Origin of the sequence: Streptomyces sp. URMC 126 (genome assembly GCF_051386555.1) — a bacterium.
Classification (GTDB): domain Bacteria; phylum Actinomycetota; class Actinomycetes; order Streptomycetales; family Streptomycetaceae; genus Streptomyces.
The window spans coordinates 1-26,800 of sequence record NZ_JBPQTX010000067.1 but is presented as its reverse complement, the minus strand read 5'-3'; the positions used below and the strand labels follow the sequence as shown (position 1 = coordinate 26,800).

Below are 26,800 nucleotides of genomic sequence, written 5' to 3'. Positions count from 1 at the left end.
TCGTTGGTGCCCTTGGGGCCGCCGCGGCGCGGGACCGGGCGGCGGGCCGCCGCGCCGACGCCGTGGAAGGGCGTTCGGCATCCGGGACGAGGGACCGGGCCCCGGAGGTTCAGTGCCGCCGAACGGACCGGAGCCGTCCGCCGGAGGACGCCGGAGTCCGCCAAGACCGTCGGCCCGGTCGGACGGTTCGTCGGCGCCTCCCCCGCGCCGCGATCCCGGCCGCCCCGGTGACCCGGCGTCACGCCGCGACCTCCACCCCCGCGTGGTCGCCGATGACCAGCCGGTGGTGCCGGCCGCCGCGGTCCGCGGCGCGGACGGTGGCCCCCCGGCCGATCACGGAACCCTCGATCCCGCGCATCCCGGTGACCGTCGCGCCGTCCAGCACGATGCTGTTCCCCAGGTGGGTGCGGCGCAGGGCGCAGCCGCCGCCGATGGAGGTGTACGGCGTGACGTGACTGTCCTCCAGCACGGTGCCGGCGCCGATGACGGCCGGGCCCTGGACCCGGGAGCGCACCAGCCGGACCCCGGGCCCGAGCACGACCGGGCCGGCCAGCTCGCTCGCCGCGTCCACGAACACCCCCGGGTGGCACACGGGCCGCAGCGCTTCGAGGACGGCGCGGTTGCAGTCCAGGACGTCCGCGACCTCCCCGGTGTCCTTCCAGTAGCCGTCGTACTCGACGGCGCGCACCGGCGCGCCACGGGTGACCAACTCCTGGATGGCGTCGGTGATCTCCAGCTCCCCCCGCGCGCTGGGCCCGATGGCGGCGATCGCGTCGTGGACGGCCGGGGTGAAGAAGTACACGCCGATCAGCGCCAGATCGCTGCGCGGCTCCCGCGGCTTCTCCACCAGCCGCAGCACCCGCCCGTCCGGCGCGGTCTCCGCGACGCCGAAGGCCCGCGGGTCGGACACCTTGTGCACCAGGACCTGGGCGGCCGGGCGGCCCGCCCGGAACCCGGCGGCGGCGTCGGTGATCCCGGCGGGCAGCATGTTGTCGCCGAGGTACATGACGAAGTCGTCCTCGGCGAGGAACGCCCGGGCGGTGACCACCGCGTGCGCCAGTCCTCTGGGGGCGTCCTGGGGCAGGTAGGTGATCCGCATCCCCAGCCGGGAGCCGTCCTGGAGGGCGGTGGCGATCTGGTCCCCCCGGTCGCCGGTGACGATCCCGACCTCGTGCACGCCGGTCGCGCGGATGTTCTCCAGTACGTACTCGAGCACGGGCTTGTTCGCGATGGGCATGAGCTGCTTGGGCATCGAGTGACTGAACGGCCGCAGACGGGTTCCCGACCCGCCCGAGAGCACCAGTGCCTTCATAGAGCCTCTCCTCGCAACCGTTCCCGCCGCGCGGACGGGAACCGCCAGTGGATCGCCGAAAGGACGTGGTGGAACGGGACGGCGGAACGGCGACGGGAGACGGCGTGGCCCTTCCTCCGCCGCGTCCCCTCGCCGCACGCCGCCTTCTCCCCGGCCCGGCTCCCCGGCCGGAAGGCCGCGAGCGCCCGTCCGCACGTGAGTCGGGCCCGGCCGTTCGCGCCGCCGGGAAAGGGCGGGCGGCGACCGGGGGACCCGCGCCGACGGCGCGTCAGGGACGGCCGCCCGGACGGGCCGGGCGCCGTACGCGCCGGGCGGGACCGGTCCGGGTGAGGCCGGGAGGAATCGGCTCGCGGGCCCGGAGGTCGTCCGCGTCACGCCCTCGCCGTGGCGTACCTGCCGCAGGGCGCAAAGAACCGATGATGAGAAAGTATTCTTGGCGCGTGGTGGGGCTGTCAAGGAACGTGCCCCCGGCATCCCGGCGTTGCCGGTCGCCCCGCCGCCGCTGTCCTCGTCCGTCCGCCGCGGAAGGTGCCCACGGCGCCGGTGGGAACCTCCTGGTGATGGCGTGTCACGGTCGATTGTCTGTCCGAAATTCTCTCCTGACCGCGACGTTCATCCCGTACAGTGATCAGCCATGATGGCCTCACGGGGGAGTGCTGTCCGGTTCGGCGTACTGGGCACACTTGAGGTATGGAACGGTGACGACCGCCTACGGGTGGGTGGTCCGCGCGCGCGTGCCGTGCTGACGGCGCTGCTGCTGGAGGCCAACCGGGTCGTGTCCTTATCGCGGCTCGTGGACGCCGTCTGGGAGGACGCCCCTCCCGCGACGGCCGGACACCAGGTACGCAAGATCGTGGCGGAGCTCCGGGCCCGGATCCCGGGCGGCCGGCGCCTGCTGGTCACCGACGGCCCGGGTTACCGCATGGTGGTCGAGGACGGCCGGCTGGACCTGCTGCGCTTCGAGAAGGCCCTCGCCCGGGCCCGCGCGGCGGCGGACACCGACGAGGAGGCGGCCGCCCTGGAGGAGGCCCTCGCCCTCTACCGGGGCCGGGCGCTGCCCGAGGGCCGCAGCCCGCTCCTGGCCGCCGCGGCGACGATGCTGGAGGACCGCCAACTCGGCGCGCGCGAACGGCTGCTGGAGCTGCGCCTGGAACAGGGGCGCGCCGAGGAGGCGGTCGCCGGACTGCGCTCCCTGGTCGCCGAGCACCCGCTGCGCGAGTCGCTGGCCGCCCTGCTGATGGTGGCCCTGTGCCGGACCGGCCGGCAGGCCGACGCCCTGCGCGTCTACCACCACCTGCGCCGGCTGCTCGCCGAGCAGCTCGGTATCGACCCCGGGCCCGAGGCCACCCTGCGCTACGAGCAGATCCTCCGCAGCGAGCCCGCCCTGCACGACGGCACGGCCCGGCCCCGGCGGACCGACGCGCCCGGCCCCGCCGCGTCCCACGAGCGGGCGGCGGACGACGCGCGGCCGGGCGGCGTCCGCCCCGCGCCGCACCGCGCGACCGGGGCCGTCGCGGCCCCCGCCCTGCCCGGGGTACCCCGCCAACCCCTCGGTCCCGAGGGGCCCTTCGACGACGGTGACGACGCGGCCGGCACCGGCCCGTACGCCGGAAGCGCCGGCCCGGCCGCCGTACCGCCCCCGGCCGCGTACCCCGCGCCCGTCCCGCCGCGCTCGCTGCCGCACGACCTCCCGGACTTCACCGGCCGGGAAGGGGAGACGCGCTGGCTGCTCTCCCACGCCACCCGGGATCCGGACCGGCCGACCCCGGTCCTCGCGGTCGACGGCATGCCCGGCATCGGCAAGACCGCCCTGGCCGTCCACGCCGCCCACCGCCTCGCCCCCCACTACCCCGACGGACAGATCTTCCTCGACCTGCACGGCTTCACCGCCGACCGCGCCCCGCTGACCGCCCACACCGCCCTGGGCGTCCTGCTGCGGGCGATCGGCGTGCCCGACCGGCGGCTGCCCGCCGGCCGCACCGACCGGGAACAGCTGTGGCGGGCGCTCAGCGCCGGCCGCCGCCTGCTGCTGCTGATCGACAACGCCGCCGCCTCGGAACAGGTCCGGCCCCTCATCCCCGGCACCCCCGGCAGCCTGGTGCTCGTCACCAGCCGGCCCCGGCTGTCCGCGCTGGACGGCGCGGCCCACCTCAGCCTGCCGCCGCCCCCGCCGGGCGACGCCCTGGGCCTGCTGGGCGCCGTCCTCGGCCGCGACCGGCTGCGCGCCGAACCCGAGGCGGCGGCCGACCTGGTGGCCCTGTGCGGACGCCTCCCGCTGGCCCTCCGCGTCGCCGCCGGCCGGCTGCGCAACCGCCCCCAGTGGACGATCGCCGCCCTCAACGACCGGCTGCGCGGCGAATCCACCCGCCTCGCCGGACTGGTGGCCGAACACCGCGCCGTGGCCACCGCCCTCGACCTGTCCCGCACCGCCCTGCCCCTGCCCCACCAGCGCTTCTTCCACCTCCTCGGCCTCCACCCCGGGCCCGACTTCGACGCCCGGACCGCGGCCGTCCTCACCGGCACGCCGCTGCCCGCCGCCGAGGCGCTGCTGGAGGACCTCCTCGACGCCCACCTGCTCACCCAGCACACCCCCGGCCGCTACGCCTTCCACGAACTGGTGCGCCTCCTCGCCCGCCACCACCCCGCCGCGCCCCCGCCCGCGACCGCCCACCGGGCGGTGCGCCGGCTCCTCGACCACTACCTGCGCACCGCGACCCGGGCCGCCGAGCTGATCGACGCCCCCACCCCGCACCCGGCCCCCGAGGCGACGGCCGCGCCCGGCTCGCCGATCCCGTACGGCACCGAAGGCGACACCGGCGTACCGGCGGAGGACGACGCCCCACACCGACGGCGGGACGGGGCTCCGGCCGACGGGCCGCCCGCCGACGAACCCGCCGCCCTGGCCTGGTTCCAGGCCGAGCGCCCGGGCCTCCTGGCCGCCCTGGCCCACGCCGACGAGCACGGCTTCGACCACCACGCCCTCCGGCTGTCCCTCGCCCTGGCGCCCTGCCTCCGGCTGCGCGGCCACACCGAGGACGAGCGCCGGGTGCTCGGCACCGCCGCGGACGCCGCCCGCCGCCTGGGCGACCACGAGCGGCGGCTGACGGCCCTGACCGCCCTCGCCACCTCGTGCTGGCACCTCGGCCGCGTCGCGGAGGGCCTGGAGAGCGCCCGTCAGGCCCTGGCCCTCGCCCGCGAACTGGACGACGGGCCCGGCACCGCCCTGTGCCTCAGCCGGATCAGCATGTTCTACACGACCCTCGGCCGGTACGAGGAGGCCATCGACTTCCTGCACCGCTCCCTGGCACTGCTCAGCGGCACGGGAGCCGACGGCGAGGAGGGCACCGCCCTCGCCTGCCTCGGCACCGCGCAGAGCGCCCTGGGCCGGCACGCCGAAGCGCTGCAGACCAGCCGCCTGATCACACTCGGCAGCAGGACGGCCGGCGACGTCCACGGCGAGATCACGGGCCTGACCGGCGAGGCCGCCTCGCACGCCGCCGCCGGCGCCTTCGACACGGCACTGCGCCGGCTGGCCGAGGCGTCCGCGCTGGCCCGTCGCATCGTCACCCCGCACGGCCAGGCGGTCGTCCTCGCCCGCTACGCCGACGTCTACCACCGGCAGGGCCGGCACGCCGAGGCCCTGCGGGCCGGGCACGCGGCCCTGGGACTGCTGCGCACCGTGCGCCGCCCGGGCCTCGCCGCCACCGTGCACAACGTCCTGGGCGCGGTGCACCGCCCCCGCGGCGACCTCGACCTGGCCCGGCGCCACCACCAGCAGGCCCGCCGCCTGGCCCGGTACACCGGGCTGCGCAGCGAACTCGTCCTGGCCCTGGACGGCATCGCCAAATCCCGCCCGTCCCGGTGCGGGAACCGGCCCGACCCGGCCCACGCCACCGACCCCCTCACGCCCACCGCCCACCCCAACTGACCACCCGCCCCTATGCCGTCGCCCGGCGGAGACAGCGCGCCTCCGCGTACTCCTTGGCGTACCGCAACGTCAGCCTGCTGTCCGCCCCCAGCGCACTCCGGACGAGGTCCTTGGCCCGCGCCACGCCGGCGCCCGCGCCGAGCACCGCGTCGACGGCCGCCGGATCGACCGCGACGGTGTGCCGGGCGGTGGCCGTCACCGTCCCCCCGCACGGTGTGAACACCCAGCTGCCCATCTGGAGGCTCAGCAGTTCGGGCAGCCGGGTCCGCTTGTAGACGATGCGCCGCGGCGGGAAACACACCCGGACCGTCTCATTCCGCTCGGCGTCCCGGCCGTCGGCGTCCGCCCGCCCCCAGCCGCACGGCGTCCGCCCCCGTGCCCCGGCCACCAGCACCGCCCCCGCCCCGCCGGCCGACGGCAGCCGCTCCGACCACGACCGCGCCTCGCGGACGAACGCGTAGACGTCGTCGGCCGATCCGGCGATGCGGACACTGTCCTCGAAGGACAGCAGCAACTCATCGCCCAGTCCCTCCAGTTCGGCGCTGCGGCGCAGCGCCTCCAGCTCGGCCCTGGCGCGCCGCACGACCGTCCGGCCGATCCGGGCCAGCTGCCGCGGATCGTCGTCGACGGCCCGGTACTCGTGCCGCAGCCGCACCCGGCACTCGCGGGCCGAGACCGGCTCGAACTCCCACCGGCCGCCGAGGAACGCCACCGGCGGAGCCGGTACCTCCTGCCGGAACCCGATGCACCGCCGCTCCGGCGCCAGTACGCGGCGCGAGACGCAGCCGCCCGGCTCGCCGTCGCCGACCGCCCACACCCGGATCACGTCCCGGCGGCCGGTGCGTTCGAGACAGTCGACGTGCACCAGCGGCGGGAAGACCCGCGGCCAGTCCTCCGCCGCGGCCACCAGCCCGTAGACCCGGTCGGCGGGGGCCCGCACGGTCATGGTGTGCTCGGCTCCGCGCCGGTCCTCTCCTGCCATCGTTGTCGTCTCCTTCGAGTCCATGGGCGGCCGGCGGCCGGTCCCGTCCGCGCGGCCGGCGGCTCGGGGCAGGACCGGGACGCGGCCGGCGCGCGGGCGCCGCCGCGGGCGCGGGCGGGTATGTGAGTGGTGCCGTTGGGGCGGTGGAGCGGTCCGTCGGCGGCCGGCGGGACACGGCCGCGGCCTCGGGGGCCGGCGGACGCGTGGCGGAGACCGCAGCCGTCACGCGGCTCGCGGCAGGGCCCGCCGCGGCGGACGGAAGGCGCCGGACCGTCTCCCGGCCGGGGCGCAGGGTGCAGGGGCACCAGTGTGGTGGGCATCGTCTTGGCTCCAAGAGCCCGGTGTCAAGACCGCCTTGCGCGGAAGCGGCGCCTCCGGGAGGCCGCCCTCCGACGGGACCACGGGAGAGCGCACAAGAACGGACGTCAACGGACGGGAGCGGAAGGGAACGGGCGGGAACGGGCGGGAACGGGAGGCTGCGGCGGTCGGCCCCCGGGCCGGGGTCGCCCCCGGAAACGGCCTCCGCGACCGTCCCGGGAACGGCGGGAACGGGACGGGAACGGACCGGTACCCGCCCGGTATCCGGCTCCGGCAGGCTCGGAGCCCGGTCGTTCGACCCCTCCCACCCCACAGCCATGGAGCCCCGGATGCCGCACGCCTCAGCCCCCGCCGACACCACTCCCGCCCGTCGCCGCCTGCTCAAGGACCTGGCCGTCCTGCGGTGGCTCTACGACGAGCTGGCCGACGCCCTCACCCGTCCCCGCAGAATCGTGGAAAAGGTCAGCGAGCGCGGCTCGCCCGGCATCCCGCTCGACACCCGGGTGCTGGACGCCAGGGCGGACATCCGGTCGGTCCTGACCGGGTGGGCGGCCCTGGTCCGCGAGCAGCGCGGCGTCGGGGTCCCGGCCCGTGACACCGCCGCGCTGACCGCCTTCCTCGCCCGGCACGCCGACTGGCTGGCGGCGCACCCGGCCGCCGCCGACCTCACCGCCGAGACCGGCGAGCTGATCCGGGCCGCCTGGTCCGCGCTGTCCGGCCACCGCGACCGGCACGTCGTCATCGGCCCCTGCGTCCGGCCGGGATGCTCCGGCCGGCTGGCCGCCCGCCTGGGCGGCCGGACGGCCGCCGGCGAGGCCGCCATCGTCTGCTCCGCCGACACCGCCCACACCTGGTCGCCGGAGGCGTGGCACACCCTGGGGCCGCGCCGCGGCACCCGCCCCGGCGCGGGCGCGGGCTTCACCGCCCAGGAGATATCCGTCCGCTGGCGCCTCGCCTCCGGCACCGTCTACTGGCTGGCCAGCACCCACGGCTGGGGCCGCCGCAAGGAGGGACGGCGGGTCCTGTACGACCGCGACGACGTCCTCGCCACCATGCGGGACCGCGTGGCCGGCCAGGCCCTGGCCGGGTAGCGGCCCGGGGCGCCTCTCTCCCCGGCCCTCTCCCGATCCCTGTCCCGATCCCTCGTCCGGGCGACCCGCCGAATGGCGGTCCCTCTTCGAACGGAACGGCCGGGCGAAGCGTTTCCCCGCCCGGCGCGACTCGTTGAGCGGTGACGGATCGCCCCCCTATCGAGGAAGACGGAGAGCGGAGGAATGCCTGTGTTCCGGATGAGTGTCGTGTCGGCCGCGGTCGTCGTGATCGGAGCCCTGTCCCTGCCGGCCGCGGCCCAGGCCCGGACGGCGAGCGTGCCGGCCGGACCGGCCGTCCACGCCGTACGCGCCGACCAGCCCCCCTTCCCCTACACCGACTGCATCAACGCGGCGAAGAAGCACGGGGAGAGCGCGTCGTACGCCAAGTGGCACTGCGACGAGCTCGTGAAGAAGGGATGGGTCAAGCCCCCGAAGCGCTGACAGCACGCCCACACCGAGCTGACACCGCCTCGGCACGCGCCCTCCCGCTTGCCCGAGCGGGAGGGCGCGTGGCGGTACGGGCCACGGCGCGGACCGCGTGGTGTCAGGCGTCCGGCACGGCGCGCTCGGCCAGTTCGGTGACGGCGTGCGCGACCGAGGCGAGGGTGGCGTGCCGGTGCCAGCCCGCGAACGACCGGCCGACGAAGTCGCGGATCCCCACCTGCTCGGCGCGGCGCATCCCCACGGTCCCCACCCGGCGCCCCAGACACGCCAGCCGCAGCAGCACGCCCGGATCGGCGGTGGTCAGGTCGGTGAGCCACAGCTCGGCCGGCCACTGGGCGCAGGCGGGCCCCGCGCAGAAGAGGACGAAGTCCCCGATGCCGCGCGCCCGTCCGGACGCGTCGGGCAGCGCGGGCAGCCGCACCCGCACGGTGGCCACGAGCTCGGCCACGTCCGCCGTACCCGTGGTCATCAGCGTCACGCCGTGCCGCCCGATCCGCGTCAGCCGGGCGATCCGGCGGGCCGGTAACGGAGTGTCCGCCCAGCCGGGCAGCGCCGGGTCGGCCGGCAGCAGCCAGGTGTCCTGGCGGATCCGCGACAGCTGCGCCGCCCCCGCGGCGCGCAGCTGCGCCGCCACCGCGACGCCGTCGAGCCGCTCGCCGTTGAGCACCACCGGCCCGTGGGGCAGCCGGTGGCGCGCGACGGTGTCCAGGTACGCCCGTACCACCGAGTGCTCGGGCGTCTCCCGGACCGCCTCTTCCCCGCGCGGCGCCCCCGGCCGCTCCGCGGCCTCTCCCGGCCGGCGGGGCGGCAGGTGCAGCCGCCAGTGCACGGGCACGGCCGCGGCCGGGGACGCCGCCCACACCCCCACCGCCTGCTGCGCGGTGACGGCCTTGCCGCTCTCCCACGAGTACGTCCGGCCCACCCCGACGGAGTGGGTGCCGGACTTCGGTATCGTCATCGGCTGCACCACGCACGCCTGCGGCGCCGTGTGCCGCGCAAGGTAACGGCCCAGGGCCTCGCGCATCGGCTCCCAGGCCCATGTGGAGTCGTTGACGAAATGGTGCAGCCCCTGGTCGTTGACCTGCTCCCCGAGGAACGCCGCGATGTTCCGCACCGACTTCCTCCCCGGCGCCCCCAGCAGCCCCCGCAGGTACATCACCCCTTTGCGGCGCTGGTCCGCCCGGGGCAGCGAGGCGAAGACCACGGCGGACAGTTCGGCCAGGAGGCGGTCGAGGGCGACTTTCCTGGCGGCGTCCGGAAAAGGGTCGTTCGGGGTGGTGTTCCGTAAATCCGTCCAGTACGGCTCACCGGTCACGAGCGTCATCGACGATCCTCCCTGTCGGGCCGCGCGGTCCGCCTCCCGGGGGACCGGCGACGGGCGGCTGTGCCTGGGCCGTGCCGTCGTGGAAAAGATCTCCGCGTGCATTCCCGGATTCCTCCCGCGCGTTCCGGGCCGGCCGGACTCGCACGGCGGAAGCGGGAAGGAACCGGCCGCGGCGGGAAACCGGCGGGGCCGGCCGGCGCTCGACGCCCGCCGCTCCCCGGGAAATCGGCCGGTCACGACGGTCCGGCACCCGCGGACGGAATTCATGGTGGGTGGCGGGGCCGGTCCTGACAAGGGAAAGTCCCGCGTCACGGGAACGGCGGCGGAAAGGTGGCAGGAACGGCTGCCACCGGGCGCGCACCGGGAAAGCGCCTGCCAATTCCGCGCACGCGGGAACCCGCCCGTCGCCCGCCCGGGCATGATGCGTACATGGCCGCAGACGGGCGCCCGCGAAGAGCGGGGAGACCGGGGAGACCGGGGAGAGGGGCGGGACCGGCGGGAACGCGACACCGCGCCGGCCGCCGCCCGGTCGCGGCGCGTACCCGGCACGCCGGGCCCGCCCGTACCCGCTCAGGAGACCCCGTACTGCAACCGGGTGCGCAGCTCCTGGCGGTTGGCGACGCCCAGCACCTCGTACACCCGCCGTATCCGGCGGTACATCGACCGCTCGGAGCAGTAAAAGCGCCGTGCCATCTCGCCGACCGGGACGCGTTCGCGGAGCATGCGCACCAGCGCCCGGTCCTCCTCGGACAGCGCGCCCACCGGCGCCTCCGCGCCCGGCGCGGGCCGGGCGGCGCCCGGGACGCCGACGGCCGCGGCGTGCTGGAGCAGCAGCCCGCGCAGGACCCGGAACGACTCGGAGGGCTGCACCAGGAGGTTGAGCACCCAGTTGGCGCCGCTCTGGATCGCCAGGTGGGTCTGCGTCCCCACCGCGTCCGCGACCACCCCGACGATCCCCGCGACCGGATCCGCCGCGGAGACCCGGGCCAGCACCGCGGCGTGCTGCGGGGTGAAGGCGGGCAGCGCCGCGAACACCCCCTCACGGCCCCGGACGGCCGCGCCGACGTCGTCCGCGTACTGCCAGCGGAGCGAGGTGTCCGTCGTCCTTCCGCCGTACCCCTCCAGCAGCCGCCGCAGGGAGCGGTGGGCGACGATCACCGCTCCGTCCGCGCCGACCACGGCCGTGCCTTGATTCCCCATGAGTTCCCCCGCGTGCACCATCGAGCACCATTCGTCTCTTGTCCGGCGGGCGGAGACCGGGCCGGCCCGCGCGTCTCACCGCACGCGTGCCGTGCCGGCGGCCGGCGCCGCCGCCCCCGGCGGAAGGACGCCCTGACGGGCCCGCCGGTTGGCCGCGGGACCGGGGAGGCGGCCGATCGCCCGGCGCCGTCCCGGCGGGGGAGTGGTGCGACGAGCCGATCCGCTGCGCATGCCGGTTCCTTCGTCGGTGACGACGGGCGCCCGCCCGGCACCCGGCTCCCGGAAGCGCGGCGCCGGTCCACCCCGGGAACCGCATTCCGTTCGGCGCATGCCGAAAACCAGCGCCAAGGGTGCAATATGCTGTCACTGGATGGCAGTTGAAGGCAAGTGGCCGTCACGGCCGCGCGTGCCGTTCCCCGAGCGGCGATTCCGGACGCAATGGACCGGACGTCGCGGACACGACTCCTCGCGCAAGACCGGTGCGCCGGTCAGGCGCCGATGCCGTCCCCCCCCGGCCGCCGCCCGGAGTAACCGGGCGGATAAGGCCGTCAGTCGGCGACCGCCCCGGACGCGCGCCCTCCGTCGCCCGGCGCCGGAAATACCGAAGTGCCCGAACCCCCGCCCCTTGTCGGGGAATCGGGCCGGATGAACGCCGAATGCCGAATATATCGGGCCTCGGGGCAAGGCTCTTTCCCTGTTTCCCGGGACACCCGGGTTTCCCGCCCCGGCGGCGCCCCGGCGGAAAAGCCGCCGCGCGATCGCGGGGCGTTTCCGCCGGGGCGGGCGGACGGCCGTCAGGCCGGCGCCTTCCCCTTCCGCGCGCCCATGCCGTCGAGCAGGTACTCCAGGCCCACGGCGAAGTTGCCGTCCCAGTCGTCGTCGGTGATGTACCGGTGGGCCGCGACGGTCGGGTACCGCTCGCGCCGGCCGTCGAGGTAGTCCTGTCCGGCCCGGGCCTCCTCGGGGGAGAGCCGCAGGCTGGACTGGGCGGCCGTGGCGCCCATCACGTGGTTGTACAGCGCCCACGTCGCGGCGTTCAGCCGGTCCTCGGCCAGCCCGGCGCGGAGCAGCGCCGACTGCAGGAACTCCATCCAGGTCAGGAAGTTCGGCCCCAGCAGCGGCCGTCGGCGCGACGGCAGTTCGGCCGACCACGGGTGGCGCAGCACGGCCCGCCGCCAGTCGTGCAGCAGCCGCGCGATGTCGTCCCGGGGCCGGTTGGTGTGCCGGTCCGGAACGGGCGTCTCCCCGAAGATGGCGTCGACGGCCAGGTCGACGACGTCGTCCTTGGTCGTCACGTGCCAGTAGAGCGTGGTCGCCCCCGCCCCGAGCCGTTCGGCCAGCCGCCGCATCGTCAGCCGGTCGAGTCCCTCCTCGTCCAGCAGTGCGACGGCCGCCCCGACGATCCGCTCCCGCGTGAGCGGCGCGTCCCCGCTCCGGCCGGCCCGTGCGGGCCGCAACCAGACGCTTCCCACGCCGCGGTGGGCCCGGCCCCCCGGCGCGTGCTCGCTGTCGGCGATGACCTTCACCTCCCCATGTACGTGATCACCCCGGAAAACGCGCACAACGTATCACCCGGGCGCGCGGGTTCCGGCCGGGGCCGCCGGCTCGCCTTCGCGGACGGACCCGGGCCCGGCCCTGAGCGCCCTCGCACCCGGCGCGACCAGGGTGGGAGGCCCCCGACGGCCCTCCGGTCCGCCGTCGCGCCGACCGCCAACTTCCTTGTCGCGCCCGGGATTTCGACCTTGTCCGGACGATCGGCGGTGTAGTACGCTCCCCGCCGTCCAGACCATTGTTCCAGTAACTGGACCGATGTACGAGTGACGGTGACGCATGGTTCTGTCCGAAGCCCCGGCACCCCTGGCCGACCCCAGGCGCTGGTGGGCCCTGCCCGTGGTGAGTCTCGCCCAGCTGATGGTCGTGCTCGACGCGACGATCGTGAACATCGCCCTGCCCTCCGCCCAGCACGACCTGGGCATGTCCGATACCGACCGGCACTGGGTGATCACGGCGTACGCCCTCGCCTTCGGCGGCCTGCTGCTCGTCGGCGGCCGGGTCTGCGGCGCGCTCGGCCGCCGCCGCGCCTTCCTGATCGGCCTGGTGGGGTTCGCCGCGGCCTCCGCCCTCGGCGGCGCCGCCGGCAACGCCGGCACCCTCTTCGCGGCCCGCGCCCTCCAGGGCCTGTGCGCCACCCTCCTCGCCCCGGCGGCGCTCTCGCTGCTCGCCCTGACCTTCACCGACGCCCGCGAACGCGGCCGGGCCTTCGGGGTGTTCGCCGGCGTCGGCGCCGGCGGGGCCGCCCTCGGCGTGGTCGCCGGGGGCCTGCTCACCCAGTACGCCGACTGGCGCTGGTGCCTCTACATCAACGTCCCCATGGCCGTTCTCGCCCTGGCCGGCACCCCGTTCCTGCTCCGCGACCGGCCCGAGCGCGGACTGCCGCGCCCCGACGTGCCCGGCGCGCTGCTCAGCGCCGTCGGCCTGGTCGCCCTCGTCTACGCCTTCGCCCAGGCCGAACCCCGGGGCTGGACCGACCCGGTGGTCCTCGTGCTGCTGATCGGGGGCGTCCTGCTCCTCGCCCTCTTCGCCGTCGTCGAGGCGAGGGCGCCGCACCCCCTGCTGCCGCTCCGCGTGCTGCTGCACCGCGCCCGCGGCACGGCGTTCTCGTCGGTCTTCCTCATGTTCGTCGCGATGTTCGGCTTCTTCCTGTTCGTCAGCTACTACACCCAGACGATCCTCGGCTACTCCGCCGTCAAGGCGGGCATGGTCCTGCTGGTCAACGCCGTCGGCGGGATCGTCGGCTCGATGGGGATCGCGGGATACCTGCACCGGCGCACCGCCCCGCACGTCCTGATCGTCGGCAGTCTGCTGGCGGCCGCCGCCGGGATGGTCGTCCTCACCCAGCTCACCGCCACCAGCTCCCACGTCTTCCTCGGCTATCTGCTGCCCGCCCAGATCCTCACCGGGCTGGGGCTCGGCTGCCTTCTGGCCACCGCCACCAACCTGGTGACCTCCGGCATGGCCCCGGCCGACGCAGGTGTCGCCTCCGCCGCCTACAACGCCGTCCAGCAACTGGGTGCCGCCCTCGGCACCGCCCTGCTCAACTCGGTCGCCACCAGCGTCACCGCCGGCTACCTCGACCGGCACGGCCGCGGTGCCGACGCCGTCGACGCCGGCACCGTGCACGGCTACACCGTGGCCCTCTGGGTCGCCTTCGCCGTCCTCGTCTGCGGCGCCCTCGCCGCCGGCGCGCTCTCCCGGCGCGGAGCGGCCGGCAGCGGAGCCCGCGCCGCGGAACCGGTCTCCTGATCATCCGTCCCGAGAAGGGAGTCACGGCCATGGAACACGCCCCGGGCGGGTTCGTCCCCGTCATCGACCTCTCGGACCGGCACACCCCGCACGGCCGCGCCGCCGTCGCGGCGGCGATCGGCCGGGCCTGCGAGGAGTCCGGGTTCTACGTCGTCGTCGGCCACGACGTCCCCCGGGACCTGATCCGGCGCATGCACGCCGTCACCCGGGCCTTCTTCGAACTCCCGGACACCGAGAAGGACAAGGTCGCCCACCGGCCCGGCGTCTCGGGCTACCGCCGCCTCGGCGGCACCACCGCCCACAGCATCGACCGCCCGTCGCCGCCCGACCTGTGCGAGGCGTTCGCCGTTCACGTCACGGGCGACCTGGACACCGCCGAACGCGCCCGGCTCGGCGACCGGTGGGCCACCTGGACGCTGGCCAACGTCTGGCCCGAACGCCCGGCGGACTTCCGGGACGTGTGGCTCGCCTACCTGGCCGCCGTCCGCGACCTGGCCGCCGACCTGATGCGGCTGTCCGCCCTCGCCCTGGGCCTGGACGAGGAGTTCTTCGCCGACAAGTTCGACCACGACGGCTCCTCGCTCGCCGCCAACCACTACTACCCTCCGCCGCCCCACCCCCTGCCGGGCCAGCTGCGGCGCGGCCCGCACACGGACTTCGGCGCGCTGACCGTCCTCCACCAGCAGGACGACCGCGGCGGTTTGCAGGTGCTCGACGGGGACGGCCGCTGGCGGGACGTCGCCGCCGTCCCCGGGAGCTTCGTCGTCAACCTCGGCGACCTGATGGCCCTGTGGACCGGCGGGCGCTGGGTCTCGACCATGCACCGGGTGGTCAACCCGCCGCCGGGGGACACCTCGTCCCGCCTGTCCGTCCCCTTCTTCTACCTCCCCAACCACGACGCCGTCGTCCAGTCCCCGCCGCACCTCGCCCCGGACCCCGGAGGCGCGCCGCCGGAGCGCGTGACGGCCGGCCCGTGGATGTCCCGCAAGCTCCGGAAACTCTTCGCGACCGCCGGCTGACCAGGAGTTGACAGATGCCGCCGGCACGCCGTGGCCGCCCCCCGCCGGCCGCCACTACCGTCGACCGGGGGCGCCGCCGCCCCCGAGACGCCCGCGGCCCGCGGCCCGCGCCAGGACCGCGCCGCACACCGACGGACCCACCGTACGCACCGGCAGGAGGACGAGGGACGATGCGGAAATCGGCGCACCACGACCGGATCAGCGCGCAGTACCAGTCCGTGAGCAGCCGCTACGACCGGGTGAAGAACCTCCCCTACGCCTTCGCCGAACGCGAGACGCTGTGCGCGGCCCTCCCCGACCTCACCGGGAAGTCCGTCCTCGACGTCGCCTGCGGCACCGGCTACTACTCCCGCCTCTTCAAGCGCCTGGGCGCCGAGCGCGTGGTCGGGGTCGACATCGAGCGGAGCATGGTCGACTGCGCCCGCGAGATCGAGGCCGAGGAGCCGCTGGGCATCACCTACGACGTCTTCGACGCCGCCGAGCTGCCCGTCCTGGGCGAGTTCGACGTCGTCGCCCCCATCTGGGCGTTCGTACACGCCAAGGACGCCGGGGAGTACGAGGAGATGGTCACCCGGTGCGCGCGCAACCTCGCCCCCGGCGGCACGATGGCCGCCCTCTGCTCCAACCCCGACATCGACCTGGAGCGGATGACCGCCTACCCGCGCTACGGGCTCTCGATCACCCCCAAGGAGAAGCACGGCGACCTCCAGGTGATCACCATCGGGATGGACGTCGACCCGCCCGTCTCCTTCGACGGGTTCTTCTGGCCCGCCGGCATCACCGAAACGGCCATGGCCAAGGCCGGTCTCGTCGACATCCGGCGGCGCCCGAACCTCGCGCCCGGACACGTGGACGGCGAGAACCCCAAGGGCTACTGGACCGACTTCGTCGAGAACCCGCCGTTCGCCCTGTACACCGCCGAGCGGCCCTGACCGGCGCACCGCGCCCGCGGCCCGGGCCGCCGACCCCTGGAGACGGAGAGGCCATGAAGATCGCTGTATTCGGCGCCAACAGCACCACGGGCCGCCACCTCACCCGGCAGGCCCTCGCCGAAGGCCACACGGTCACCGCCACCGTACGGCGGCCCGACGCGTTCCCCCTGGCCGGCCCGGGGCTGACCGTGCGCGGCGTGGACGTCCACGACCGGGACGCCGTCGACGCGGCGGTCGCCGGACACGACGCGGTCGTCACCATCCTCGGCGTCCCCTACGGGCGGGAGCCCGTCACCGTCCTCTCCCGGGGTATCACCCACATCACCGACGCCATGGCCGCCCACGGCGTCAAACGCCTCGTCTGCTGCTCCTCCCGGCTGCTCGCCGTCCGCGCGCCGGCCGGCTCGGGGGAGCGGCCCCCCAAGGAGCGCTTCACCTACCGCAGGATCGTCTACCCGTTCCTGCGCACCCTCGGCCGGCAGCTCTACACCGACATGATCCGCATGGAGCGCGTCGTCCGCGCCACCGACCTCGACTGGACCCTCGTGCGGCCGTCGGCGCTCTACGACACCGACACCCGCACCGACTACCACTTCGCCGCCCCCGAGGCGCCCGGCCTCTACACCTCGCGCGTCGACCTCGCCCACGCCCTGCTGCGGCTGTGCGCCGAGGACGCCTATCTGCGCACGGTCATCGGCGTCTTCACCACCGAGGGCGTGCCGACCTTCCGGGACGTGCTGCTGAAGGAGGTCATGCGCGTCGGCTCGTGGAAGAGCGGGTGACCGCCGGGAACTCCCGCACGCCGGGCGGGCCGCCACACCACGGTGTGTGGCGGCCCGCCCGGCGTCCGGCCGCTCAGAGCGGTTCGAGGTACCCGGCCAGGGTGTACGTGCCGGACGGGCCGTCAGGAGCCCGCCCGGCGGCGTCCGGCGCGGACGGGAGGAAGCCGCCCAGGGTGTACGTCCCCTCGTCGGTCCCCGCTTCCGGTGCTTCCGGTGCCTCCGGTGCCGCCTCGCGCGGGCCGTGCAGCCAGGACACGTAGTCGTACAGGTCCGACGCCGACATGCGGGCCAGGGCGGCGTTGCGGGCCGTGGCCGCCGGCCCCGCCGCGTGCCACAGGGCGATGCTGTCCCGCGCCAGCCGGTGCACCCGCGCCGTACGGTCGCGGCGGGCCGCGGCGTAGCCGGCCAGCCCCGCCGCGAACGCGCCGGCGGGCCGGTCCAGCGCCGTGCCGAGGGCCACCGCGTCCTCCAGGGCCAGGCAGGCGCCCTGCGCCGCGTAGTGCAGCATCGGGTGCGCCGCGTCGCCGAGCAGGGCCACCCGCCCGTCGGTCCACCGCCGTACCGGCTCCCGGTCCACCAGCACCCAGGCCTGCCAGCCGGTGCCCAGCTCCAGCAGGCGCCGGGCCGGCTCGCACAGCGCGGCGAACTCCGCCAGCACCGTCGCGGAGGCGACGGGCCGTCCGGAGAACGGCTCGGGCGGCGCGTTCTCCGCGCTGGGCGCCAGGTTGAGGTACCGGCCGCCGGCGATCGGGTAGTGCACGAAATGCCGGCCGGGCCCGGCCCACCACGTCACCGCCCGTTGCCGCAGCGCGGCCGGCACCCGCTCCATGGGGACGGCCGTCCGGTAGACCGTGATGCCCGCGTTGCGCGGGCGGCCGTCGCCGAGCATCCGCTCCCGCACGGCGGAGCGCAGGCCGTCGGCGCCCACCAGGGCGTCCGCCGTCAGGCTCCGGTCGCCCTGGAGGAGCACCCGCACCCGGTCGCCGGTGTGCTCGTACCCGACGACCGGGTGCGAGGCCCGCAGCTCCACCCGGCGCTCGGCACGGCAGGCCGCGAGCAGCGCCCGGTGCAGCTCGCCGCGGTGCGCCACCACGTAGGGGGCGCCGAACCGGGCCCGGTAGCGCTCGTCCAGCGGCATGCTCACCACGTGCTCGCCGGTGACACCGTCCATGAACCGCAGCTCCGGGACGGGCACGGCCAGCCGGGCGACGGCCTCGGCCAGGCCCAGCCGGGCCAGGGCGCGCAGCCCGTTGGGAGCCAGCTGGACGCCCGCGCCGAGCTCCGTGAACTCGGCCTCCCGCTCGCAGACCACCACGCGATGGCCCCGGCGGGCCACGGCCAGCGCGGCGGCCAGCCCGCCGATGCCGCCGCCCGCGACCACCACGTCGGCCGTCACGCCGGGCCCCCGTCCCGAGCCGGGCCGTCTTCCCCGGCCAGCCGGGCGGCCAGCTCCAGTCGTTTGACCTTGGTGGTGGCCGTCCTGGGCAGGTCCGCCTCCGACCAGCGCACCGGATCGGCCATCGGCGGCAGCCCGGCCACCGCCGCCCGCCAGGCCGCCTCGTCCAGCGGCCGGTCCCCGCGCGTGCACACCACCGGCAGCGGCGGCCCCGCCGCCGTGGGCAGGATCACCACCTCGGCCAGCTCCGGCAGCCGGGACAGCAGCCGGTCCTCCACCGTCAGCGTGCTGCCGAACCCCGGTATCTCGTCCACCTCGCGGTCCGTCAGGTGCAGACAGCCCCAACGGGTGCGGTAGCCCAGGTCGCCCATGCGCCACCACCCGTCGGCGCTCTGCCGCGTGAACCGTTCCGGCTCGCCCAGGTACGTACGGATCCGCCCGTCACTGCTCACCTCGATCCAGCCCGGGGAGGCGGACGTGGGCCGCCGCCCGTCCCGGCTCACCACCCGCACCCCGGTCATCCCCGGGAAGGGCACCCCCACACAGCGCCCGTCCGCGTCCGGCGAGCGGTGCCGGCCGTAGGCGCGGGCGACGGTCGGGCCGACCTCGCTCTGCCCGTAGATCTGGCCGAAGCGCGGGAACCGCCGGCCGGACGCCGCCGTCAACGTCCGTATCGTGCGCGGGTGCAGGGCGTCGAAGGTGCTGCTGAACAGCTTGACGTTGGCCAGCGGCGCCCGGGGGTCGCCGGCCAGCCGCTCCCAGCTCAGGTACGTGTTGGGATGCGCCTCCAGGACGGCCGGCCGCAGCCGGGCGAACAGGCGCGCCACCCGCTCCGGGTCGGCGTCCGCCAGCACGGCCACCGGGAAGCCGCGCAGCAGCGCCAGGGCCAGGGCGGTGACCAGCCGCGAGTGGACGAACGAGACGTGGATCGCCACCGGCTCCCGCCGCCGCATCAGCGCCGTGGCCATCGCCTGCGGCCGGTAACGGGCCTGCAGGCTGTACCCGGTGTGGACGGCCAGCTTGGGCAGCCCGGTGGTGCCCGAGGTATGGGTGACCAGGGCGGGACGGTCCGGGGGCACCGGCACCTCCGGCACCCGCGGCGCGTCCGCCAGCGCGGCCAGCGACACGGCGCGGGCGTCCCGGCCCGCGGCCAGCAGGACCCGCGAGGCCAGCGAGAACACGGCGTCCGGCAGCGAGCCGGTCAGCGTGGCGGCGTCCGTCAGCAGCACCGGGCGCTCGACCCGGCGCAGCAGTGCCGTCACCGTCGCGCCGTCGAGGTGCGGCGAGAGCAGGACGGGGACTCCGCCGATCCGGGCCACGGCGACGGCCAGCAGGGTGATGTCGAAGGCGTCGCTCTTGTGGATCACCACATGGCCGTCCGGCCGCACCCCCGCCCGCCAGAGCCGGGCCGCGAAGTCGTCCACCAGGTCGGCGACGTCCGGCAGGGTCATCGTCCGCCCCCGCTCCGGGGCGATGTCCAGATCGTGGTCGAGGAGCAGGACGTTCGACGGGTACCGGGCGGCGGCCCGCTCGAACAGCGAACCCAGCCGGATGCCCCGGTTCCCTACGCGCTGCAGCAGCATGTGTCAGCCTCGCTTCCGGTGATGTGCGCGGACGTGCCGGTCAGCGGGGTTCGAGAGCCCTCTTCAGCCGCGCCGCCGTCGCGGCCATGTCCCGCTCCAGCTTGGCCCCCCACTCGGCGAAGAACCGGCTCCGCTCCGCCTCGTCCATGCCGGCGGTGATCCCGCGGATCCCCTCCGTGGGCGCCCCCATACGGAAGTGATGGGTGAGCCGCGTGGCGCCGCCCGGGGCGGGGGCGAGGGCGTAGCCCCAGACGCTGTCCTGCACCCGGCCGGCGCCGTCCAGCATCGCCCACGCGAACCGGCGGCCCGGCTCGGCGACGACGACCTCGGCCCGCGTCGTCCATTCCCCGCGCACCACCGGCGCCCAGGCCACCACGTCCGCCGGGCGCCGGTTGCGGCCGACGAACACCGTCCCCACCGCGCCGGCGGGCCCGCCCTCCCACTCCCCGCCGACGCACTCCTCGCTCCAGCGGTGGCAGCCCGGGAGATCACTGACCGCCGCGTACACGGCCTCCGGTGGCACCGCGACGAGGACGTCGGTACTGATCTCGAAGAGGGGCCCGGTCGCTGCGCCCGCGGTCGTACGGTTCCCTGCCGTCATACCCGACAGCCTCGGGGCACCCGCCCGCCCGGGGCAACGCGCCGCCCCGGGGATTCGTCAGGTGTCCGCCGGGCACACCGCCCCGGGAGCGGTGCGGGAGGTGACAGACTCGCGCCGGCCGCCGTCGACGGCCCGGAACGGCGGACCGTAGGGTCGCCTCGACGTGCCGAGCCGTCGGAAGCGAAGGATCCTCCATGAGGACGAGCGCGACAGGCACCGCCGGAACACCGTGGTCCGGCGCCGTCGACGTCCACCACCACACCCTCCCCGCCTGGTACGCCCGGGAACTGGCGGGCCTCGGGTACTCCATGACGCTGCCCGGCGTCGACGCCCCGGCCTGGACCGCCGACACCGCCCTGGAGACCATGGACCGGCAGGGCGTGCGCGCCGCCGTCCTCAACGTCTGGCCCGGCGTCCCCGCCGTCGATCCCGCCACCGGCGCCCGGCTCGCCCGCCGGGTCAACGAACACCTCGCCGGCCTCGTCGCCGACCACCCCGGCCGGTTCGGCGCCTTCGCCGTCCTGCCGCTGCCGGACGTCGACGCCGCCCTCGCCGAACTCGCCTACGCACTCGACGAGTTGCGACTCGACGGGATCTCCCTCGTCACCCACTACGCGGGCACCTACGTCGGCGACCCCCGCCTGGACGCCTTCCACGCCGAGGCCGCCCGGCGCGGCACGCCCCTGTTCGTCCACCCGACCGCGCCCCCGGCCACCGGACAGCCCGACTTCGGACTGCCGCTCTCCCTCTGCGAGTTCCCCTTCGAGACCGTCCGGCTGTGCGCCCAGCTCCTCTACCACCGCACCCTGGAACGCCACCCGGGCCTGCGGATCATCCTGTCCCACGGCGGGGGCGGCCTCGCCTACTACGCCACCCGGCTCACCCTCGGCCCGCTCGTCAGCGCCGGTCTCGGGCCGCGGCTGCCCGCCGACCCGATCGGCCTCCTCCAGGGGCTCTACGTCGACACCGCCATGGTCGGCGACCGGCACGCCTTCCCGGCGGTACGCGCCTTCGCGCGCCCCGACCGGATGCTGGTCGGCACGGACTTCCCGTTCATGCCCGCCTCGTACGGCGAGGACAACGGCCGGTACATCGTGGAGGACGGCGGCCTCGGCGCCGACGGTCTCGCGCTCCTCCAGCACGGCAACGCCGCCCGCCTCTTCCCGCGCCTGACCGGGACGGGCGACGAGGCGACGGGCGGTCGCTCGGCGCACGCGGCCGGCGACCGGCCCCACGACCGGCCCGGCGGCCGCCCCGGTGACCGTCTCGACGACCGTCCCGACGACCGGACCGCAGACCAGAAAGGGGACCGTCAGCGTGCTCGATGACACCACGGTGACCGCGTACCTGGACCGCATCTCCGCCCCCCGCCCGGCCGGCGCCACCCTGGAAGGACTGCGCCGCCTACAGGAACGCCACCTGCTCTCGGTGCCGTTCGAGAACCTCGGCTACCACCTCGGCGAGGACGTCCACATGGACGAACGCGTCCTCGACAAGGTCGTCGGCCGGCGCCGCGGCGGCGGCTGCTACGAGGTCAACCCCGCCCTGGCCCTGCTGCTGGGGAGCCTCGGCTACCAGGCCTCCATCATGCCGGGACGCGTCTGGATCAGGGGTGAACTGACCCCGCCCCTCTGTCACTTGGCCCTCAAGGTGCGAGCCGAGGGGCACGACGTCCTCGTGGACGTGGGATTCGGCCGCAACAGCCGGTTCCCGCTGTCCCTGGAGACCGACGCCGAACAGACCGACCCGCACGGCCGCTTCCGCGTCCGCCGGGCCGACGACGGCGGCACCGACGTCCTCCTCGACGGCAGCGCCCTGTACCGGGTGTACGACGTGCCGTGCACCGTCGCCGACTTCGGGCCGACGCTGTGGTGGTACCGCACCGCGCCCGACTCGCCGTTCCTGCAGAACCTGTTCTGCTCGATGCCCACCGAGACCGGCCGGGTCACCCTCAAGGAGGACCAGTTCACGCTGGTCGACGGGGACCGGCGGGAGAAGCGGCGGATCACCGACCCTCAAGAGCTCCTGGAGACGTACGAGAAGTGGTTCGGCATCAAGCTGGACCGGCTCCCGGTCAAGGCCGCCCCCACCACCACGGCCCCCATGGCGTTCGACTGAGGCGACGGGCCGCGCGCGGCGGGCGGCCGTCTCAGTCCGTACCGGACGGGTTGGAGATCAGGTACCGCCAGCGCCCGTCCGGTCCCCGCCGCGCCACGTCCGTGGCCGTGCCCTCGACCCGGACCCGGACGCCGTCCGGTCCCACCCCGTCGTGCACGAAGTCGTTGATCAGCAGGGCGGTGTCGCCGACCTCGTACACCTGCCGCAGCGTCACGCTGATCGGGATCCGCCGCCGTACCACCTCCGGCAGCGCGGCGCGGCGGCGTGCTCCCGCCACCGCCTCACCGGGCCGGCGCACGTGCAGGGCCTCAGGCTCGAAGAGCGCGTCGACCAGCGCCGCGTCGCGCGCGTTGAAGGCCGCGGCGAAGACGCGCGGCAGGTCTGCCGCCGCGAGGGGCGGGCGGGCGTCATTCCGGGGAGCGGACATGGCCCCGAGTACAGCAGTGCCCGGCCGGCCCCCGACAGCCGCCGGCCGCGATGTCTGTCAGCTCCGCCCGGGCCGGCACCGGCCCGGGGGAGGGGCCGGCCGGCCCGAGCCGACCTGACAGATCGGGCCGCCGGGCGGTGGGCGCGCCCTCCGCCGGAGCGGCACGATGGGTTCCGCGCCGCCCGCCGGCCCGCTCCGACCGGGGTCCGCCGGGCGGCCCCACACCGCCGTCGCGGCACCGGTCCACGAGGAGCGAACCTCTTGACGACCCTCACCGTCCTCTTCCACTCCCGCAGCGGGAACACCTACCAGCTCGTCGAGAAGGCCGCGGAGACCGCGGCCTCGGCGGGCGCCGACGTACGCGTCCGCAAGGTCGCCGAACTGCCCGACCCGATGATCCTCGACAAACAGGCCTACCAGGAGCTCGCCGAGGCCACCGCCGACATCCCCGAGGCCACCCTCGACGACCTCCTGTGGGCCGACGCCATCATGATCGGCACCCCGGTCCACTACGGTCTGCCCGCCCCGCAGATCCTGAACTTCATCGACCACACCGGGCCCGTCGCCATCCCCGGCCGGCTGATGGACAAGGCCGTCTCCGCCTTCGCCTCCGGCTCCATGCCCCACGCCGGGCAGCAGGCGGCCATCCTGGCCCTGCACAACGCGATCTGCCACTGGGGCGCCGTCATCGTGCCCAACGGCTCGGCCGCCGCCGTCCTCCACCGCCCTGGCAACGGCGCCCCCTACGGCACCGGCACCATCTCCCGCCACGAACCGCGCAACGTCACCGACGACAACCTCGGCGCCATCGAGTACCAGACCCTGCGCACCCTCCAGATCGCCGGCGCCCTGCGCCGCGGCCTGGAACCCGAGCCGCGCATCACCATGGTCGACCCCGAACGCCTGCGCACCTTCGGCCTCGACATCTGACCGACCGCCCCCGCCGCCCCGGCGGGCGGGACCCCGAGGAGCCGGCATGACACCGCGCGACACGCCCTGGCCGCACGGAACGCCGTGCTGGGTGGAGATCCGCGTCGACGACCCCGTCCGGACCGCCGCGTTCTACCGGCGGCTGTTCGGCTGGGAACTCCACGACCAGGGCGAGGAGTTCGACCACTACCTCACCGCCTCCCTCGACGGCCGGCCGGTCGCCGACATCGGCCCCCGCCGCACCGCCGCGCCGGGCAACCCCGCCGGCTGGCTGGTCTGCCTCGCCGCCCGCGACGCCGACGCCGTGGCCCGGCGCGTCACCGCGCACGGCGGCACCCTGCCGCTGCCGGTCCGGGACATCGGCACCCACGGCAGGTTCGCCGTCGCCGCCGACCCCACCGGCGCGGCCTTCGGAATCTGGCAGGAGGGCGACTACTTCGGGGCACGGGTCAGCGGCGTGCCCGGGGCGGCGGTGTGGCACCAGTGCGTGACCCCCGACCCGGCCGCCGCCACCGCCTTCCACGCCGCGGTCTTCGGCCGCCCCGCCGCCCCCGGCGGCGACGGCGTCCACCACACCCTGCTCGACCCCGACGGCCGCCCCGCGGCCGGCGTCGGCCCGCCCGAGTACGCGCCGCGCGAACCGGTGCCCGCCCACTGGGCGGTCACCTTCGGCGTCACCGCCCTGGACACCGCCCTCGCCCGCGTCACCGCACTGGGCGGGGCGGTCCTCGCCCCGCCGTTCGCCACCCCGCGCGGACGCACCGCGCTGGTCGCCGACCCGGAGGGGAACCCTTTCCGTGTCCGCGCGGCCGGCCCGGCCCGGGACTGACCGCGGACCGCAACCGGCCCTGGGAAGCGCCCTGTTCGGCGCGCCGGACCGCCGAGGGCCGTCCGCGGCCCGGCAGGTGACAGACTCCGGCCGACCTGACGAACCGGCCCCGCCACACATGGGTACGCCCCCACGGCGGGGCCAGGCTGGAGAGGTGCTTCCTTCACTCCACCCGCCGCGCCGCCCACGGCCCGGCCGGCCCGACCGCCGGAGCCCGCGGTGACCGGTGACCCGCTGCCCCTGCCCCTGGAAACCGCCCTCCAGCAGCCGCGGTGGGACGACCCCGACCAGGTCCGGCGCGTCCGCGAGACCCTGGCCGGCCGGCCGGGGCTGGTCACCGAGGCCGGCGTACGGGCTCTCCACGCCCACCTGGCGCGCGTCGCCGCCGGCGAGGCCGAAGTGGTCCAGGCGGGCGACTGCGCCGAGGACCCCGACGAGTGCACCGCCGCCCACGTGGCCCGCAAGACCGCCGTCCTCGACCTGCTCGCCGGGTCGATGAAGCTCGCCGGGGGCCGCCCGGTCCTGCGCGTGGGCCGTATCGCCGGGCAGTTCGCCAAACCGCGCTCCCGGCCCACCGAACACGTCGGCGGCCTCGTCCTGCCCGTGTACCGCGGGCACATGGTCAACGGCCCGGCCCCGCTGCCCGAAGAGCGTCGGCCCGACCCCCTGCGCCTGGTCACCGCCTACATGGCGGCCGTCGACATCATGAGCCACCTCGGCCACCCCGACGAGGACGGCCGCACCCGCGTCGAACAGCCGGTGTACACCAGCCACGAGGCGCTCCTGCTCGACTATGAACTGCCGCTGCTGCGCCGGACCGACGGCGGAGGGCTGCTGCTGTCCTCGACGCACTGGCCCTGGATCGGCGAACGCACCCGCCAGGCGGACGGCGCCCACGTACGGCTGCTGGCCGAGGTGGTCAACCCGGTGGCGGTCAAGATAGGCCCGGACATCGGGACCGGCGAACTCCTGGCGCTCTGCCGGACGTTGGACCCGGAACGCCGGCCGGGCCGGCTGACGCTGATCGTCCGCATGGGCGCCGCGCTCGTGGCCGACCGGCTGCCCGCCCTGGTCCGCGCGGTCCGCTCGGCCGGCCACCCGGTCGTCTGGCTCACCGACCCCATGCACGGCAACACCGTCGTCACCCCGCGCGGCCGCAAGACCCGCTACGTCCGCACCCTCCAGCGCGAGATCCGCGCCTTCCGGGCCGTGCTGGCCGAGGCCGGCGCCTTCCCCGGCGGCGTCCACCTGGAAACCACCCCGGACCACGTCACCGAGTGCGTGCTCGACGCCCGGGAGGCCGACCGCGCAGGCGAGATCTCCACCAGCTTCTGCGACCCCCGGCTGACACCGGACCAGGCCCTGCAGGTCCTCACCGCCTGGGCGGAACCGGACGGGCCCGTCCCGCCGGCCCGCACGTCCGGAACGGCGGCACCGTACCCCACGACGGAAGGACGGCCCTCATGACGGACAGCGTCGCCCTGGTCACCGGCGCCGCCGGCGGCATCGGCTCGGCCGTGGCCGACGCCCTCGCCCGCCGGGGCACCCCGGTGGCCGCGCTCGACCACGACCCCGCCCGGCTGCGCGAACGGGCCGGCGCCTGGCACGCCGCCGGACTGCCGGTGACCCCGTTCCCCGCCGATGTCACCGACCCCGACGCCGTCGAGGCCGCGGTGACGGCCGCCGAGGAGCGCCTGGGGCCGGTCGACCGGCTCGTCAACGCGGCCGGCGTGCTGTACTACGGCGAAGTGGCCGCGACCACCCCGGACGACTGGGCGCGGATGTTCGCCGTCAACACCACCGGGGTCTTCCACGTCTCGCGCGCCGTCGTCGCCCGCATGGTCCCCCGGCGGCGCGGCGCCCTGGTCACCGTCGCCTCCAACGCCGCCGCCACCCCGCGCGCCAGGATGGCCGGGTACGCCGCGTCCAAGGCCGCCGCCGCCATGTTCACCAAGTCGCTCGGCCTGGAGGTCGCCCGGTACGGCATCCGCTGCAACGTGGTCGCCCCCGGCTCCACCGAGACGCCGATGCTGTGGTCCATGTGGCAGGACGAGACCGGCCGCGACCGCACCCTCGCCGGCAGCCCCGAGGACTTCCGCGTCGGCATCCCGCTGGGCCGGCTCGCCCGCCCCGACGACGTGGCCGCCGCCGTGCTGTTCCTCCTCTCCGAGGACGCCGGGCACATCACCCTGCACGAGCTGACCGTCGACGGCGGCGCCACGCTCGGCGCCTGAGAGGACCCCGCCATGCCCGGCCCCTCCCGTCCTGTCTCTTATACACA

At 75.7% G+C, this 26,800-nt stretch carries 22 protein-coding genes; 13 read left to right on the top strand and 9 right to left on the bottom strand.

The features are described 5' to 3' along the window. Positions 1-238: 238 nt before the first annotated feature. Entirely contained in the window at positions 239-1,312 is a 1,074-nt protein-coding gene (locus tag ACSNOK_RS11250) for a glucose-1-phosphate thymidylyltransferase (RefSeq protein ID WP_436780480.1), read from the bottom strand. A 634-nt stretch (positions 1,313-1,946) separates the two neighbouring features. Here ACSNOK_RS11250 and ACSNOK_RS11245 point away from each other — a divergent pair. Next, entirely contained in the window at positions 1,947-5,240 is a 3,294-nt protein-coding gene (locus ACSNOK_RS11245) for an AfsR/SARP family transcriptional regulator (RefSeq protein ID WP_436780479.1), read from the top strand. A gap of 10 nt (positions 5,241-5,250) precedes the next feature. Here ACSNOK_RS11245 and ACSNOK_RS11240 read toward each other — a convergent pair whose 3' ends face one another. Then, entirely contained in the window at positions 5,251-6,222 is a 972-nt protein-coding gene (locus tag ACSNOK_RS11240) for an aromatase/cyclase (RefSeq protein WP_436780478.1), read from the bottom strand. 647 nt (positions 6,223-6,869) lie between these two features. Between ACSNOK_RS11240 and ACSNOK_RS11235 the strand changes: the two genes are divergently transcribed. Together ACSNOK_RS11235 and ACSNOK_RS11230 are read left to right on the top strand one after the other, a co-directional pair. Then, the gene (locus ACSNOK_RS11235) at positions 6,870-7,631 is read left to right on the top strand and encodes a hypothetical protein (RefSeq protein ID WP_436780477.1); all 762 of its coding nucleotides are present in this window, start codon (positions 6,870-6,872) and stop codon (positions 7,629-7,631) included. 198 nt (positions 7,632-7,829) lie between these two features. Next, on the top strand, positions 7,830-8,072 hold the full coding sequence (locus ACSNOK_RS11230) for a hypothetical protein (protein WP_436780476.1): 243 nt from the start codon (positions 7,830-7,832) through the stop codon (positions 8,070-8,072). A 103-nt stretch (positions 8,073-8,175) separates the two neighbouring features. Here the strand turns inward: ACSNOK_RS11230 and ACSNOK_RS11225 are convergent, their stop codons facing one another. From ACSNOK_RS11225 to ACSNOK_RS11215, 3 genes are all read right to left on the bottom strand, one after another. Continuing rightward, on the bottom strand, positions 8,176-9,399 hold the full coding sequence (locus ACSNOK_RS11225; protein ID WP_436780475.1) for an IS701 family transposase: 1,224 nt from the start codon (positions 9,397-9,399) through the stop codon (positions 8,176-8,178). A gap of 570 nt (positions 9,400-9,969) precedes the next feature. Next, complete coding sequence (locus ACSNOK_RS11220) at positions 9,970-10,599, bottom strand: helix-turn-helix transcriptional regulator (protein WP_436780474.1); 630 nt, start codon at positions 10,597-10,599, stop codon at positions 9,970-9,972. 794 nt (positions 10,600-11,393) lie between these two features. Next, positions 11,394-12,125, bottom strand: coding sequence for a TetR/AcrR family transcriptional regulator (locus ACSNOK_RS11215; RefSeq protein ID WP_436780473.1), 732 nt, complete (start codon positions 12,123-12,125; stop codon positions 11,394-11,396). Positions 12,126-12,429: 304 nt separating this feature from the next. Between ACSNOK_RS11215 and ACSNOK_RS11210 the strand changes: the two genes are divergently transcribed. The 4 genes from ACSNOK_RS11210 (at position 12,430) to ACSNOK_RS11195 (ending at position 16,635) form a co-directional block, all read left to right on the top strand. Then, entirely contained in the window at positions 12,430-13,902 is a 1,473-nt protein-coding gene (locus ACSNOK_RS11210; RefSeq protein WP_436780472.1) for an MFS transporter, read from the top strand. A 29-nt stretch (positions 13,903-13,931) separates the two neighbouring features. Beyond that, entirely contained in the window at positions 13,932-14,921 is a 990-nt protein-coding gene (locus tag ACSNOK_RS11205) for an isopenicillin N synthase family dioxygenase (protein WP_436780471.1), read from the top strand. A 170-nt stretch (positions 14,922-15,091) separates the two neighbouring features. Next, positions 15,092-15,853, top strand: coding sequence for a class I SAM-dependent methyltransferase (locus tag ACSNOK_RS11200; protein WP_436780470.1), 762 nt, complete (start codon positions 15,092-15,094; stop codon positions 15,851-15,853). 53 nt (positions 15,854-15,906) lie between these two features. Beyond that, positions 15,907-16,635 carry an NAD(P)-dependent oxidoreductase gene (locus ACSNOK_RS11195; protein WP_436780469.1) on the top strand — a complete coding sequence of 243 codons (729 nt, stop codon included), beginning with the start codon at positions 15,907-15,909 and terminating at the stop codon, positions 16,633-16,635. A gap of 73 nt (positions 16,636-16,708) precedes the next feature. Here the strand turns inward: ACSNOK_RS11195 and ACSNOK_RS11190 are convergent, their stop codons facing one another. The 3 genes from ACSNOK_RS11190 to ACSNOK_RS11180 are packed head-to-tail and all read right to left on the bottom strand — an operon-like array spanning position 16,709 to position 20,215. Continuing rightward, on the bottom strand, positions 16,709-18,031 hold the full coding sequence (locus ACSNOK_RS11190; RefSeq protein WP_436780468.1) for an FAD-dependent monooxygenase: 1,323 nt from the start codon (positions 18,029-18,031) through the stop codon (positions 16,709-16,711). Next, positions 18,028-19,614, bottom strand: coding sequence for a class I adenylate-forming enzyme family protein (locus ACSNOK_RS11185; RefSeq protein ID WP_436780467.1), 1,587 nt, complete (start codon positions 19,612-19,614; stop codon positions 18,028-18,030). The genes ACSNOK_RS11190 and ACSNOK_RS11185 overlap by 4 nt, the downstream gene beginning before the upstream one ends. Before the next feature lie 40 nt (positions 19,615-19,654). Continuing rightward, on the bottom strand, positions 19,655-20,215 hold the full coding sequence (locus tag ACSNOK_RS11180; RefSeq protein WP_436780466.1) for an SRPBCC family protein: 561 nt from the start codon (positions 20,213-20,215) through the stop codon (positions 19,655-19,657). 194 nt (positions 20,216-20,409) lie between these two features. On the opposite strand from ACSNOK_RS11180, the gene ACSNOK_RS11175 reads away from it, so the two are divergent. Together ACSNOK_RS11175 and ACSNOK_RS11170 are read left to right on the top strand one after the other, a co-directional pair. Further along, complete coding sequence (locus ACSNOK_RS11175; RefSeq protein ID WP_436780465.1) at positions 20,410-21,543, top strand: amidohydrolase family protein; 1,134 nt, start codon at positions 20,410-20,412, stop codon at positions 21,541-21,543. Further along, positions 21,533-22,333: an arylamine N-acetyltransferase family protein gene (locus ACSNOK_RS11170; protein ID WP_436780464.1), complete on the top strand. Its 801-nt coding sequence runs from the start codon at positions 21,533-21,535 to the stop codon at positions 22,331-22,333. Before ACSNOK_RS11175 ends, ACSNOK_RS11170 begins: the two co-directional genes overlap by 11 nt. A gap of 31 nt (positions 22,334-22,364) precedes the next feature. Here ACSNOK_RS11170 and ACSNOK_RS11165 read toward each other — a convergent pair whose 3' ends face one another. Next, positions 22,365-22,760, bottom strand: a complete 396-nt coding sequence (locus tag ACSNOK_RS11165) for a YybH family protein (RefSeq protein WP_436780463.1) — start codon at positions 22,758-22,760, stop codon at positions 22,365-22,367. Between the two features lie 261 nt (positions 22,761-23,021). Here ACSNOK_RS11165 and ACSNOK_RS11160 point away from each other — a divergent pair, with 261 nt between their 5' ends. From ACSNOK_RS11160 to ACSNOK_RS11145, 4 genes are all read left to right on the top strand, one after another. Then, on the top strand, positions 23,022-23,690 hold the full coding sequence (locus tag ACSNOK_RS11160; protein ID WP_436780462.1) for a flavodoxin family protein: 669 nt from the start codon (positions 23,022-23,024) through the stop codon (positions 23,688-23,690). A gap of 46 nt (positions 23,691-23,736) precedes the next feature. Next, complete coding sequence (locus tag ACSNOK_RS11155; RefSeq protein ID WP_436780461.1) at positions 23,737-24,519, top strand: VOC family protein; 783 nt, start codon at positions 23,737-23,739, stop codon at positions 24,517-24,519. 219 nt (positions 24,520-24,738) lie between these two features. Then, complete coding sequence (locus ACSNOK_RS11150) at positions 24,739-25,986, top strand: 3-deoxy-7-phosphoheptulonate synthase (RefSeq protein WP_436780460.1); 1,248 nt, start codon at positions 24,739-24,741, stop codon at positions 25,984-25,986. Continuing rightward, on the top strand, positions 25,983-26,753 hold the full coding sequence (locus tag ACSNOK_RS11145; protein ID WP_436780459.1) for a 2,3-dihydro-2,3-dihydroxybenzoate dehydrogenase: 771 nt from the start codon (positions 25,983-25,985) through the stop codon (positions 26,751-26,753). The genes ACSNOK_RS11150 and ACSNOK_RS11145 overlap by 4 nt, the downstream gene beginning before the upstream one ends. Positions 26,754-26,800: the final 47 nt, after the last annotated feature.